11 protein-coding genes are annotated in these 12,790 nt (G+C 49.9%); 9 read left to right on the plus strand and 2 right to left on the minus strand.

The window, feature by feature from the left end; translation table 11 throughout:
- Nucleotides 1-394 precede the first annotated feature (394 nt).
- Nucleotides 395-1,591, plus strand: coding sequence for a sodium/glutamate symporter (gene gltS, locus ACGHM3_RS14595; protein ID WP_345422584.1), 1,197 nt, complete (start codon nucleotides 395-397; stop codon nucleotides 1,589-1,591).
- A 95-nt stretch (nucleotides 1,592-1,686) separates the two neighbouring features.
- Here gltS and ACGHM3_RS14600 read toward each other — a convergent pair whose 3' ends face one another.
- Nucleotides 1,687-2,430, minus strand: coding sequence for an HAD family hydrolase (locus ACGHM3_RS14600; RefSeq protein WP_345422587.1), 744 nt, complete (start codon nucleotides 2,428-2,430; stop codon nucleotides 1,687-1,689).
- Nucleotides 2,431-2,773: 343 nt separating this feature from the next.
- Here ACGHM3_RS14600 and ACGHM3_RS14605 point away from each other — a divergent pair, with 343 nt between their 5' ends.
- From ACGHM3_RS14605 to ACGHM3_RS14635, 7 genes are read left to right on the plus strand one after another with little or no spacing between them, the layout of a single operon-like run.
- Complete coding sequence (locus tag ACGHM3_RS14605) at nucleotides 2,774-3,619, plus strand: hypothetical protein (protein ID WP_345422590.1); 846 nt, start codon at nucleotides 2,774-2,776, stop codon at nucleotides 3,617-3,619.
- A gap of 24 nt (nucleotides 3,620-3,643) precedes the next feature.
- Nucleotides 3,644-4,324, plus strand: a complete 681-nt coding sequence (locus ACGHM3_RS14610; protein ID WP_345422593.1) for an RDD family protein — start codon at nucleotides 3,644-3,646, stop codon at nucleotides 4,322-4,324.
- Nucleotides 4,321-5,277 carry a stage II sporulation protein M gene (locus ACGHM3_RS14615; protein WP_345422596.1) on the plus strand — a complete coding sequence of 319 codons (957 nt, stop codon included), beginning with the start codon at nucleotides 4,321-4,323 and terminating at the stop codon, nucleotides 5,275-5,277. The genes ACGHM3_RS14610 and ACGHM3_RS14615 overlap by 4 nt, the downstream gene beginning before the upstream one ends.
- On the plus strand, nucleotides 5,264-6,916 hold the full coding sequence (locus ACGHM3_RS14620) for a DUF4129 domain-containing protein (protein ID WP_345422599.1): 1,653 nt from the start codon (nucleotides 5,264-5,266) through the stop codon (nucleotides 6,914-6,916). Before ACGHM3_RS14615 ends, ACGHM3_RS14620 begins: the two co-directional genes overlap by 14 nt.
- On the plus strand, nucleotides 6,913-8,346 hold the full coding sequence (locus tag ACGHM3_RS14625; RefSeq protein ID WP_345422602.1) for a DUF4350 domain-containing protein: 1,434 nt from the start codon (nucleotides 6,913-6,915) through the stop codon (nucleotides 8,344-8,346). The genes ACGHM3_RS14620 and ACGHM3_RS14625 overlap by 4 nt, the downstream gene beginning before the upstream one ends.
- Nucleotides 8,347-8,365: 19 nt before the next feature.
- Entirely contained in the window at nucleotides 8,366-9,325 is a 960-nt protein-coding gene (locus ACGHM3_RS14630) for a MoxR family ATPase (RefSeq protein ID WP_345422605.1), read from the plus strand.
- Nucleotides 9,322-10,647, plus strand: coding sequence for a DUF58 domain-containing protein (locus tag ACGHM3_RS14635; RefSeq protein WP_345422607.1), 1,326 nt, complete (start codon nucleotides 9,322-9,324; stop codon nucleotides 10,645-10,647). Before ACGHM3_RS14630 ends, ACGHM3_RS14635 begins: the two co-directional genes overlap by 4 nt.
- A gap of 108 nt (nucleotides 10,648-10,755) precedes the next feature.
- On the opposite strand, the gene ACGHM3_RS14640 is transcribed toward ACGHM3_RS14635, so the two are convergent.
- The gene (locus tag ACGHM3_RS14640) at nucleotides 10,756-11,286 is read right to left on the minus strand and encodes a hypothetical protein (RefSeq protein WP_345422610.1); all 531 of its coding nucleotides are present in this window, start codon (nucleotides 11,284-11,286) and stop codon (nucleotides 10,756-10,758) included.
- A 588-nt stretch (nucleotides 11,287-11,874) separates the two neighbouring features.
- Here ACGHM3_RS14640 and ACGHM3_RS14645 point away from each other — a divergent pair.
- Nucleotides 11,875-12,762 carry a hypothetical protein gene (locus tag ACGHM3_RS14645; protein ID WP_345422613.1) on the plus strand — a complete coding sequence of 296 codons (888 nt, stop codon included), beginning with the start codon at nucleotides 11,875-11,877 and terminating at the stop codon, nucleotides 12,760-12,762.
- The last annotated feature ends 28 nt before the right edge of the window (nucleotides 12,763-12,790 follow it).

Below are 12,790 nucleotides of genomic sequence, written 5' to 3' on the forward strand. Positions count from 1 at the left end.
GAATTTTAAAATATATCTGTGCCAAAAGTAAGACAACGGACTCAATTTTCAGTTAACTTGTAGGCCTTTGATGCCAATGTGAATTGTTAAACGTTAATATTCATTAAATCTGTGTAAGTTAAACTGTTTTTCGTTTTGATACTTACAATTAGTCGTTATCACTTTTAGTAATGCCTGCCTGCCACCAGCCCCACGTTGGTGCGTTAAGTGGGATGCTCCGCTCTGATTGGTTTAATACTGGAATTGTGATGACCCAACATTTGTTTTTGCGTTACGAAAGACCATTGGAGTGACCTACGATCTACTTCAACGTTAACAACAGGGCTATCGGTGTAATCACCTCTTATCTTTCAGCTGTCTCACTGACTCTTAACCTTCACAAGAAGGATCCACCATGACTCAATTTGTAGCAGACAACTTTCTGACGTTCACGCTGGCAATTCTCGTCTTCTTCCTTGGAGTACACACTAATCGAAGGGTTGCCTTCCTTCGCAAGTACAGTATTCCTGAGCCAGTGACCGGCGGTCTTATTGCGGCCCTATTCTCACTAGCTGTTTATTTGTTAGTGGATATCGAAATTGTTTATCAGTTAGAAACTCGAGATATTCTTCTGGTGTACTTCTTTACCGGAATCGGTCTTAACGCCAAAATTTCGGATTTGATACAAGGTGGCCGCCCCCTAATTATTATGCTAGCACTGACTTTAGGCTATATAGTCGTTCAGAACATAGTCGGTATAGTTGGCGCATTGGTAGTCGGCCAACCTAAAGCGGTTGGCGTTTTAGCGGGATCAACCTCTCTCATAGGGGGTCATGGCACAACAATTGCGTGGGCCCCTGAGGTAATATCTTTAGGTATTTCAAATGCGTTAGAAATAGGCATAGCTTGCGCTACGATAGGCTTGATTCTCGCAAGTCTTATCGGGGGCCCTATCGCTCAAATTCTTATCAACCGTTTCAATTTAAGCAGTTCAGAGAAAGACGATGTAGTCGGAGTTTCTCACCATGAGGAAGAAACAGGCACTATAGACCATTTAAATTTAATGGCGGTGTTTCTGACGCTTCACATTACCATTGTACTCGGGTGGTTTTTAAATCACGCGGTATCGAGCTTAGGTTTAAAACTGCCGCTATTTGTAACTTGCTTGCTAGCCGGTATTTTCTTATCAAATACTATCCCTCCGCTATTTCCCAAAATTGGCTGGCCGGTACGAACGAAGGCTCTAGCCGTAGTATCTGATTTCTCTCTAGGCTTGTTCTTATCCATGTCATTAATGAGTATGCAGTTGTGGACTATTGCAGGTTTAGCAGGTCCATTGATGGTCATCTTGCTCATGCAAACACTGGCCGCCATCTTTTTTATTCTGTTCGTGTTATTTCCGCTCATGGGGAGGAATTATCAAGCAGCTGTACTTAGTGCTGGATTTGGCGGTTTTGCTCTAGGAGCCACGCCCACGGCTATCGCCAACATGACGGCCGTCACTAAAACTCACGGCCCTGCGCCGATGGCGTTTATTATTCTGCCGCTGATTGCCGCTTTTTTTGTGGATATAACGAATTCATTCGTAATCAAGTTCGCCCTAAGCCTTTAAGAAACCAACACCTATCGACTTGCACTGTAGGTGTTGGCTGCTTTAGTAATCGAAGCAAGATAGATTAGCTTCGCTTTGCGGGCTAATTTAGCGGGCTAATAGGGATGCAGCTGCTTTATTAATTCAGGAATTTCCGACGGATGCAGCACGGTATGATGGGGATCGATACCGAGCTCGGCATCCAATGGCTGCTGGTGTTGAATCCACACCGATGTAATACCACTGTTGTGGGCACCCTGAATATCCGCCGCCAAGTTATCGCCAACATGCACCACTTCGTGGGCTTCACAGCCGGCTAGGCCCAAGGCTTTGAAAAAGATTGACGCAGCTGGTTTTTGTTCGGGCTCCTGGCCGCCCACTAAGATGTGATCGACGTATTCTTCCATTTGTACCGCAGCTAATTTTGGCAATTGCGAATACTCTGGCCCGTTAGTGATAACCACCAAGGTAAAGTACTTTCTGGCCTCGATCAAAAACTCTTTAATGCCAGGGAAGAAACGAAAAGAATCCAAGCGATCTTGATCAAACTTGTTCTGTAATTGCAGTGCTTGGGCCGAATCAATGTCGCCTAGGCCGGCGTCTTTGACGATATCTTGAATGAGCACTATTCGGTAATGCTCCTCACTGCACTCTTTCAGTAATTCGGTGTATTTTTCTTCTTGGTCGGAAGTCCACTCTCGATAAATACCCTTCACATAGTCCTTGGCAAGCTGTTCGGCTGCCGCCGTTTTACCGTAGCGCTGTTGAAAAGCAGTCACTAACTTCTGTGTTGCCTCTCGGTTGGCCTGCTGGGTATCGCACAAGGTGTCGTCCATATCGAGAAAAAGAGCTTTAAGCATAGTTGCAACCTCTACGAGCTATTTGTTTCAATTGTCAGACTCAGAGCAGTCCTACTGTATTTAGTTCGCACTATACACCACATCGACATGCATGGTGGTAAGCCCAACCACTCAGCTGCCCCAGCTGCCCTTGAGTCACCTATCATTCTATCGGCGGTATTTAGAGCGAATTCACCACTATACTTACGCCTTAAATCGCAAGCCCTTGGCCTGCTTTTTGGGAACCACTGCCCGAATTACCGTGAGATTTGCCACTAGAGGGTGATTTCACCGGTAATTCTCAGTAACATTTCCATCAGATAACAACAAGACACAATCCCACAAACCACAAGGAGGTTACAGTATGGGAGATATCTACCAAGCGCCATCGGCTGAATTAGAGCAGGAATACACAGCACCAGAGGGCCAGTGGAGCACACTAGAAAAGGGTATCCGAGGCGAGTATCACCTCAAGGCCGGTGAAGTACTGAGTGAGGCCTGGGCCCTAACCAAAGGCGCTAAGCTAAAAATTCATCTCGGCCTTCTGATCTACTTCCTTGTTTATATTTTAATCTCCTTTGTGGCCCAATTTGCCACCGTGGCCGTCGGTTTGGCCGCCACTCCGGGCCTTGGCGCTGACGGCACACCTCCAGATATGGCCGCCTTGGGCGCAATAATGGCCGGCGCAATCGTAGTAACGTTAATTGTGGTAGTGCTTACCTCCCCCCTGGTGGCTGGCTTGCAGATGATGGGCGTGCGCCGTGCCGCTGGGGCCGAATTCCCGCCCACTACCGTACTCCAGTATTTTGGCCGCATTCTGCCCCTGGCCGTCGTATCCCTGGTGCTGGTCATTGTTATTTACATCGGTTTTATTTTATTAATTATCCCCGGGTTATTTTTGGCCATCGCCACCTCTATGACCATCCCCTTAATTGCAGAAAAGCAGTTAGGTGCCTGGCGCGCGGTACTGTCTTCTATTAAAGCCGTTACCAAAAAATGGTTCACAGTATTTGGTATTTTCTTCCTACTTGGCTTAATCAATATCGCCGTTGTTATTCCTATCTTCATTGGTACATTCTCAGGCTCCATGGCGTTACTCGGATTTGGCGTTCTGTTCTGCTTGGTTGCCTATTTTTGGACTATTCCATTTAGTATTATTGCCTTCGGCACCACCTACCGAAATATTTTTGGCTACGAAAATAAGCAATAAAGGTATTAGGCAACGCCCTATCCAATGATCGATACTCGCTACCAAATCGAAACCCCAGAGGGTATCGATCTTCAAGCTCAACTCGCCGGCCCCGCTCCAAGGGGCCTGGCGTTTTTAACCGACTTTTCTATTCGTGCCGTTATCTATATCGCCGGCTCCATCGTATTTGGTATTTTCGGATGGGGTTACGGGTTTATTTTAGTGCTGCTGTTCTTATTGGAATGGTTTTACCCGGTTCTGTTTGAGGTACTCAATAAGGGCCAAACCCCGGGTAAGCAGTTGATGGACCTAGCCGTCGTTAACGATGACCTCACCCCCATTACCTGGCATGCCTCGGTAATCAGAAACCTACTCAGAACGGCAGATATGCTGCCCTTTTTCTACCTCTTTGGTATCAGCGCTTTATTTATCACCGCGCGCTTTCAGCGGCTGGGTGACCTAGCGGCTGGCACACTGGTCATCCATAAAATACTGCCAACCGATAGCCACAGCTTGCCCGAGGTACCGGCCCAAGCGCCAGCACACGCTCTGGCCTTGGACGACCAAATAGCCATCATCAATTACACCCAAAGGCATCATCAACTGAGCGAAAGTCGCCAACAAGAGCTGGCCGAGATATTAACACCCCTACACAACCGGAAAGGTTTGGCGGCTGTACGCTACCTGCAAGGCATGGGGCGCTGGCTGCTGGGGGACAAGTCGTGAAGCAACACGAATTTGAACAACTGCATCAGGGGTTATGGCAAACCTTAGAAGAATGCCTTGCGAACCCAAAACAACCGTTGGACAAGCACTTCCCCCAGCAATATCGCCAGTTGTGCCAACACTTGGCGGTGGCTAAATCGCGCTTATACACCCGTAGCTTAATCAACCGGCTGAATAATCTGGTGGTAGAGTGCCACCATATTTTGTACCGCCACAACACCCTATCAGAACAAAAATGGCTTTGGTTTTTGGTGTACGGGTTTCCACAGGCCATTCGCTCCAATCTAAACTTTGTGGTGACCGCTGCGGTATTGTTTTTACTGCCTTTACTGATCCTTGGCATCGGCTGCTACACCCATTCTGAGCTGATCTACAGCGTTATTAACGCGGAAACCGTCGCTTCTTTTGAGGCCATGTACGACCCGCAAAACCGCTCTATTGGCCGTGAGCGCGACTCAGAAGAAGACATCGCCATGTTTGGCCATTACATTCAAAATAACATCGGCATTGGTTTTAGAACCTTTGCCAGTGGCATCGTGTTCGGCTTAGGCTCTGTCTTCGTTTTAGTGTTTAACGGCATCACCATTGGCAGCGTGGCGGGCTATCTTACCCAAGCGGGGTATGAGGCAACGTTTTATCAGTTTGTGGTTGGGCATGGTGCTTTTGAGCTCACCGCTATTGTTTTTTGTGGCGCAGCCGGGTTAAAAATTGGCTTTAGTTTATTGGCGCCAGGCAGGTTTACCCGATTACAAGCACTTAAAATCGCCAGCCGGCAAGCGGTGGTTATCGTCTATGGCTCGGCTTTAATGTTGTTAATAGCGGCGTTTATCGAGGCTTTCTGGTCGTCCAGTCAGTCGCTACCATTAAGTGTTAAATACAGTTTTGGCGCAGCCTGGGCGGTACTATTAACCTTGTATTTTAGTTTCAGCGGTAAGCGCTATGAACCTCGATAGCATTACCATAGAACCGAGGTTACGCGGCCATTGGGAAGCCGTGGATGTTGGCTTTAAGTTAGCCCAGCGTTGGTACTGGCCACTATTTTTGCTCTGGGCTATTCCACTGCTGGTGATCGCACTGCCCGCCACCCTTGTGCTGCAGCACGGTTTAATCTGGGCCTACCTGTTAATCTGGTGGTTTAAACCGCTTTACGACCGTGCCCCGCTATTTTTTGCCAGCCGGGCGTTATTCGGCGCCCCACCCTCGGTGCTTGAAGCACTAAAGCAAAGCCGTTCATTGTTTACGTTCGATGCCCTAGCAGCGCTGACCTGGCGTCGCTTTAGCTTCACCCGCAGTTACGATCTCCCCATTACCGTACTGGAACACCTAAAAAGTAACACGCGCGCTCATCGGCTAAAGGTATTGCACCATCGCGGCAGCGGCGTTGCCACGGCAACCAGTTTTATTTGTGTGGTACTGGAAAGCTGCTTGGCCCTGGGCGGCTTGGTATTGATTCAAATCCTGTTACCTCAGCAATCCGACGTCAATCTGTTAAATGGAATCATCTCCGATTCTGAAGCCATGCTCTGGCTTGAGCACACCTGTTATCTTATCGCCATTGCCGTGATCGGCCCCTTTTATGTGTGTGCTGGCTTTATGCTGTACATAAATCGCCGTGTGGAACTGGAAGCCTGGGATGTCGAAATACAGTTTCGTACTTTGGCCGGTCAACTGGAACAAAAAGCCACCACCACAGTTCAGCCCGCATCCAACAGCTCACAAGATGGCACACCAAGCGGCTCACCTGATAACTTATCTGGCAGCTCATCTAGTAAATCATCTGGTAGCCCAGGTAATACTGCCATGCTGGTGATGGCCTCATTGTTATCCGGTTTTCTGCTCAGCGCGCCGCAGCCCAGCCTTGCCAATACAGGAACCGTAGAACCTGTTACACCCCGTATTGTTAACACCCCAGAACAAGCACAACAGCAAATACAAGAGATCTTCAATTCCGAAACCTTTAACCAACAACAAACCGTCACCCGCTGGCGATTTAAAAACCAAGCGGATGAACGAGACAGCAATTGGTGGGATCGCTTCGTAGAGTGGCTGGAAGACCTATTCGATTTTAATGTTGATCAGCCGGAGTTTAATAAAGACGGTGCCAACATAGCTGCCCTGGTTGTGGAAATACTGTTGTGGTGCCTAGCCATTGGCGTCGTTAGCTGGGTTGTTTACCGCTACCGAAAACAAATTCAGCATTGGCTAAATCGCCGCCAACCCACGGATAAAAAGCCTGCTGCAGAGCTTCCTACCGTGATGTTTGGCTTAGATGTCGCCACCGATTCGCTACCCAACGATGTACAGGCAGAAGTATCAGAACAGATTGAACAACACAATTACCGTGCTGCGCTCAGCCTGTTGTACAGAGCAACCTTAACGCAATTAATGCAGCACAAAGGTTTAAAATTCAGCAACAGCACCACCGAAAACGAGTGCGTAGCGCTGGTTAAAAGCTCACAAAACGAAACCACGTGGCGCTATACTCAGCAACTGACCCTGGCCTGGCAAAGCCTTGCCTACGGCCATAAAACTCCACAACCGGATCACATTGCCCAACTGAACTCGCACTATAAAGAGGTGTTTGGGCCATGAGTAATCAAAAAATTCTACTGGTGGTAGCGTTTTTTGTTCTACTGCCCGCCACGCTTTTTTTAACGCTATTTGAGTCCTACGAAGATACTAAATCGTTGGGCTGGAGCCAGCAAGCCCATACCAACCCGTATTTGGCGGCTCAGATGTATTTGGAAAGCACCGGCCGCAGTGCCTCCTCCAGCTATAGCCTCCAAGACGTTCTGCCTTTTGCCGACCAAGACACAATCATCATTGGCGAAGAAGCGCGGGTTATTGCCAGCTCTCACCAGCAAGCGCTGCAACAATGGGTAGAAAATGGTGGGCATTTAATTATTGCCAGCCAGCTAAACGATGACCAAGACAGCCATATGGTACTGCCATGGCTGGACATAGAACTGTACGCCACCGAATGCGGCTGCTCGGTCTACGGTTATTACGAGGATGAGCTGGACTGGATAGACGATTCTTTGGACCAGGAAACCACTGGCGAAGAAACCAGCACGGCCTTAGATAACGAACCGGATCAAGATCCTGATCACAGACAAGATCAGGAGTTCGAACAGAAACAAGAACAAAAAGTACCAGAGGCTCCCTTAGAACAAAGCCAACGCGAGGATGATAAGCCGCCCGTTCCTGAAGCAAAGGATGAAGCAGAAGATGAAGCAGAGGATAGCGCCCAGGAGTACCTAGCAGAGCTTGACGAAACACTGGTCACCACCCTGCAGTTCGGCGATGAAGACATTGAATACACCATCTTATTTAACCCAGCCTTCGGTTTATATCACGCCTATATGGATGAAGCCGAAGACGATGGTTCCGTGCTGAATCCTTTTTACTGGCGCGGCTCAGACTGGGCAGCGCATTTTGTGCAATTTACCGTTGGCGATGGGTTAGTGACGGTGATGTCGGACAGTGAAATCTGGAAGAACACATCGGTGGAAGAACAAGACCACGCCTACCTATTAACCGCCCTAACCGACGAAGAAGGCCAGGTGCTGTTTGTCATTGGCAGTGATATGCCCTCCTTGTTAGAGCTGATATGGCGCTACGCCAAAGAGGTGGTGATATCCGGCATCGTATGTTTGGTGGCGTGGTTGGTGTATCGCGGTCGCCGGTTTGCCCCCGCCCTACCCGTGGCCAGCCTTGAACGCCGGTCTTTGGCAGAGCACCTGCAGGCGGTTGCCGCCTTCCATTGGCGCGCCCGAGATCCGCAAACGCTTATTGAGTCGTTGCAAAGTGAAATAGACCAATTGGCCAATCGCAATATCGCCGGCTACAGCCAGTTGCAGCTGCAACAGCAGCACCAAGCCCTGGCCAATTTCAGCCATTTACCGCTAGCACAATTAGCCAGTGCAATGGGTGCTGAACACGAACACTCCGAACACCGCTTTACCGAAACAGTGAAAACCCTACAGGTGCTGCGTCGTCATCTACTAACACCGGCCAGTTAAATCCACTTGAGAGAACACCATGAATATCGATACGGCTACGCAACTACTAGAACGCATTCAACAGCAATTGAACGCCAAATTGATTGGCCAAGCCAAAGTGGTTGAGCAAATACTGATTGCTCTGCTATCCAACGGCCACGTTTTGATTGAAGGCATTCCCGGCCTGGGTAAAACGCTCTTGGTAAGAGCATTGGCGGATTGCTTCGCCGGCGATTTTAAACGCATACAGTTCACCCCGGATCTTATGCCGGCAGACGTCACCGGCCACGTGATGTTTGATATGGAAAATAATCGCTTTCGTCTGCGCGCGGGGCCGGTGTTTACCAACCTTTTATTGGCCGATGAAATCAACCGTGCGCCGGCAAAAACCCAGGCCGCATTGCTGGAGGTGATGCAAGAACGCCAAGTCACCCTAGAAGGTAAAGCCCGGCCACTGCCGCAACCGTTTATGGTTTTGGCAACCCAGAACCCCATCGAGCAAGAGGGAACCTACCCTCTGCCAGAGGCCGAGCTGGACCGCTTTTTAATGAAGGTGTTCATTGATTACCCCAGTTTTGACGATGAAGTTACCATCGCCAGTTTGATCACCACCGGCCAAACCGACGACCAACACGCACTGGGCCAAGGCGAAGCCTTGCTGTCACCGCAAGACATCCAAGCCATGCAACACACTGCAGCCAACATTACGCTGGACGCCAAGGTAACCGAATACGCTGTTGCGCTGGTGCGCGCCACACGAGACAACCCAGCCCTCACCGTAGGTGCTGGCCCCCGAGCCAGCATTGCCTTGCTGCGCGCCAGCCGTGCTAAAGCACTGTTGCGCGGGGCGGATTTCGTAACACCCGATGACGTTAAAAGCATGGCAATACCGGTTATGCGGCACCGTGTTCAACTGTCTGCCGACATGGAAATAGATGGCCTAAGCAACGATCAAATTTTGACTCAAATTTTCAACAGCGTGGACGCCCCGCGCACATGAGGCCAAGTGCACTGCTCATTAGCCTGCTTGGCATCTGGCTAGGCTGGGCATTGTTGATTGCTGTGGTGGCGATATTTATCGGCCAAACACCGTTGTTGCAGGTTGTTTGGTACTGCTTTGGCGCGGTTATTATAGTTATCGCCATACTGGATGCATTGCGCCCCGGCCCTCTCAACCAGTTAACCGTATCGCGAGTCTTACCCCACTCCCTAGCGTTGGGTGTTAACACTGAAGTTGTTTTGACCTTAACCAATAACCTTAACCGGCCATTGGACATCGAACTAGTTGAGCCGCCATCGCCCCTATTAACAGCGGGTGGGTTTCCTGCGCGGCTATCCCTGCCCCCCGGCACCAGCCAAAAACTGCGCTATCAGCTAACCCCCATTGCGCGCGGCAACACCACACTGGCCGGCAGCGTGCTGCGAATTACCTCCGCTTGGAGAATGTGGCAGCACAAATGGGTTGCCACCAATACCAATGAAGTAAAGGTGTTCCCAAACTTTGCCCCCATCGCCCACATTGGGCAACTGGGGCTAGAGCAACACATACGCCAGCTTGGTGTACACCTGGCGCAAAAGCGCGGTGAAGGCATGGAGTTTAAACAGCTCAGGGATTTTGTGGAGGGGGATTCCATGCGGCAGGTCGACTGGAAAGCGACCGCTCGCCATGGCCGCCCTATTTCGCGAGAGTATCAAGACGAGCGTAATCAGGACGTTTTCTTTTTACTGGATTGCGGCCGCCGTTTACGCCACAAGCAAGATCACCTAAGCCATTTTGACCACGCCCTAAACGCCATATTACTCACCGCTTATATCGCCATTCGGCAAGGTGATGGCGCTGGCTTTCAGAGCTTTGCCGGGCCGCAACGCTGGCTGAGCCCGGTTAAGGGTGCCAACGGCATCAACAAACTGCTGGAAACCCTCTACGATTTAACCAATACCACCGCCAATAGCGATTACCTGCAAGCGGCGCAGCAATTTGTGCAGCGCCATCGCCGACGCTCCCTGGTGGTATTAGTCAGTAATGTTAGACCGGAGGACAACGACGATCTTATCAGCGCCGTGCAACTATTGGCCAAACACCATGTGGTAACGGTAGCCAGCTTGAGAGAAGAATTGTTAACCGAGACCTTGAATCAACCGGTAGGCAACTTTAGCGAAGCGCTACAATACTGCGCCACCCATGGACACACCCTGGAGCGCAAAGCCGTGGGTACCAACTTACGAGCCCGGGGCGTCAGTTTGATTGATACCGAGCCTCAGTTTTTGCACAAGCGCCTAGTGGATGAGTATTTTAGAATCAAACGCAGCGGGCGGCTTTAGCGCCTGACGATTGCTTTGGTAGCTCGCCACCAAAAGATCCGCAACTGAAAAGGCCACACCGCAAAACGGTGTGGCCTGATGATTTCGAGCTTATAGGTGTGTGCGTTATTAAACCAGTTTACGATTCAACTGGGCACACCAATCATTCCACAAAGAATCCAAGTTCGATAGAACCCGCGCCAGATAGGCACCGCTGGGATAGTGTTCTTTGGGGAAGTTCGCCAACGCACTAGAGCTACGATTAAAGCGCAGCGCAAAGTCGACGAGAATGTCTTTTTGCAAACCTATTTGCTCAATGCTCCAACGCAGCCAACGCATCTGCTCCGTGGCAGGCTTACTGGAAGTAGACAGACAACGCTCCACCATTTGGCTGCTGCGGTTGAGCATTTCTTCCACTGCGCGAACCAAGTTACGCGCAAAGACTTCACTGGCATTTTGATGAGCCAAATCGTCGTTTAAGCTGATTTGGTAATCGCGTTGCTGCTCCAGTGTGATATCTGTAATAGCTTCGCAAAATGTATTGGATTTAGCGATGAGTACGACGCCCTGTACATCTAGGCTCTGTACACCTAGGCCTAAAGAATTGGCGCTCAGGTCGCTAGCTGGAAGGCTTGCGTGTTGGTTACTGGTGATTCCCATTTTATTGCCTCGAAAACTTCAGTCCTTTTGAAGTACTTCTGTAGTTTGCTATTGTCTATGAATTACTGTGATTTGGTACCGCTTTTAATCCCATGCGATGTTTTAAACGACAAACGGTTCACATGCGTTGCCGGTAATACATTGCTGGGAGAAGCGAGTGTATCACCCCTGCCGTCGTTGGCCTGGGCTTCGTTTACCTGGGCTTTGTTTACCTGGACAGTGTCACCTGAACCAGGTTAGCCACCGGATTACTTTAAATACGGGTTACCATGAAAGATGGTTACCTTTAATAATAGACAACCCCGGTACGAACGCTAATGGGTTTTTGATCCGCTAAAAGCTTTTTCAAACGCATTCACATAATTGCGTTTGCTTTTCAGAACCCATCTAAGGATAAATGTCGACCAGATCACGCTTGCCTTTATTTTTAATGCAATCCTGGTTAGTGCTATCTTGGTTGATTCAATCGCTATTGTTACAACCCTGCGCTCGCCTCTTGTGAGCCTAAGTTCATAATGCCAATGTGGGGCTGAATCAGTGATGAATATCTGACCATTAATAGATAAAACAGACACTTCCATTGCAAAGATGAAGATCATTCTTAGCCGCAAAGGCTTCGACAGCGCCTCCGGTGGCGTGCCCAGCCCAATCCTTACCGACGGCTCACCTGTGTCGCTGCCAATACCAGATCAGCGACAGAAACTGCCTTATATTGAGATTGCCCATGGAAGCGGCAAGATTGGCCCTATGGTAGAACAATTGACCAAGGGCAAAATCAGTCAACATCAAGGTGCCCATCTAGACCCAGACCTAAACCCATACAGCCTGCCAAGAGCCCCGGGCTGGCGGCCAGCGTTTGGTCAGTACGGCGCGGCCCAAGCGCACTTGGCCAATCAGGGTGTTGGGGTTGGCGATCTTTTTTTGTTTTTTGGATTATTCCGCCAGGCTATGGCCACCGAACAAGGTTGGCAGTGGGTAAAGGATACCAAACCCCACCATCGTTTTTGGGGCTACTTGCAAGTGGGAGACGTGATTGCGGCACAACAGTGCGACGGCGTCACCTACCCTTGGCTGCGCTACCATCCACACTGCCAATTTGATGCGCCACACAACACGCTTTACCTCGCGGCCGACGATTTTACCTTGGCCAATACACAAGCGTCGCCCAATGCCAAAGTGTTGCCCGGGGCCGGGTACTTTGCGTCGGCAACGGACGACCTACGATTAACCGATATCGACGCCCAGCGAGTCTCACAATGGCGCCTGCCCCGGTGGTTCCACCCTGGTAAAACCAAACCGGCGCTCAGTTACCACAACGATGCCAAGCGCTGGCAACGCAAACGAGACCACACCCGTCTGGATGCCGTTGCCCGAGGCCAGGAGTTTGTCCTAGACTGCAAACATTATCGATCCGCCCAAGCTTGGGCCCTGGGTATAATCAATAAAGGCTTAAGCGAAGCAGGCGATCACCCCTAGGCGGCTAAAACAAACCTGCAAACAAGAC

The sequence above is a fragment of the Halioxenophilus aromaticivorans genome, assembly GCF_042850945.1.
Taxonomy (GTDB): domain Bacteria; phylum Pseudomonadota; class Gammaproteobacteria; order Pseudomonadales; family Cellvibrionaceae; genus Halioxenophilus; species Halioxenophilus aromaticivorans.

Excerpts from the sequence above, each read along its gene's own strand:
- gltS (WP_345422584.1), top strand. The coding sequence starts at position 395 with ATGACTCAATTTGTAGCAGACAACTTTCTGACGTTCACGCTGGCAATT.
- ACGHM3_RS14600 (WP_345422587.1), bottom strand. The coding sequence starts at position 2,430 with ATGCTTAAAGCTCTTTTTCTCGATATGGACGACACCTTGTGCGATACC.
- ACGHM3_RS14605 (WP_345422590.1), top strand. The coding sequence starts at position 2,774 with ATGGGAGATATCTACCAAGCGCCATCGGCTGAATTAGAGCAGGAATAC.
- ACGHM3_RS14610 (WP_345422593.1), top strand. The coding sequence starts at position 3,644 with ATGATCGATACTCGCTACCAAATCGAAACCCCAGAGGGTATCGATCTT.
- ACGHM3_RS14620 (WP_345422599.1), top strand. The coding sequence starts at position 5,264 with ATGAACCTCGATAGCATTACCATAGAACCGAGGTTACGCGGCCATTGG.
- ACGHM3_RS14625 (WP_345422602.1), top strand. The coding sequence starts at position 6,913 with ATGAGTAATCAAAAAATTCTACTGGTGGTAGCGTTTTTTGTTCTACTG.
- ACGHM3_RS14630 (WP_345422605.1), top strand. The coding sequence starts at position 8,366 with ATGAATATCGATACGGCTACGCAACTACTAGAACGCATTCAACAGCAA.
- ACGHM3_RS14635 (WP_345422607.1), top strand. The coding sequence starts at position 9,322 with ATGAGGCCAAGTGCACTGCTCATTAGCCTGCTTGGCATCTGGCTAGGC.
- ACGHM3_RS14640 (WP_345422610.1), bottom strand. The coding sequence starts at position 11,286 with ATGGGAATCACCAGTAACCAACACGCAAGCCTTCCAGCTAGCGACCTG.
- ACGHM3_RS14645 (WP_345422613.1), top strand. The coding sequence starts at position 11,875 with ATGAAGATCATTCTTAGCCGCAAAGGCTTCGACAGCGCCTCCGGTGGC.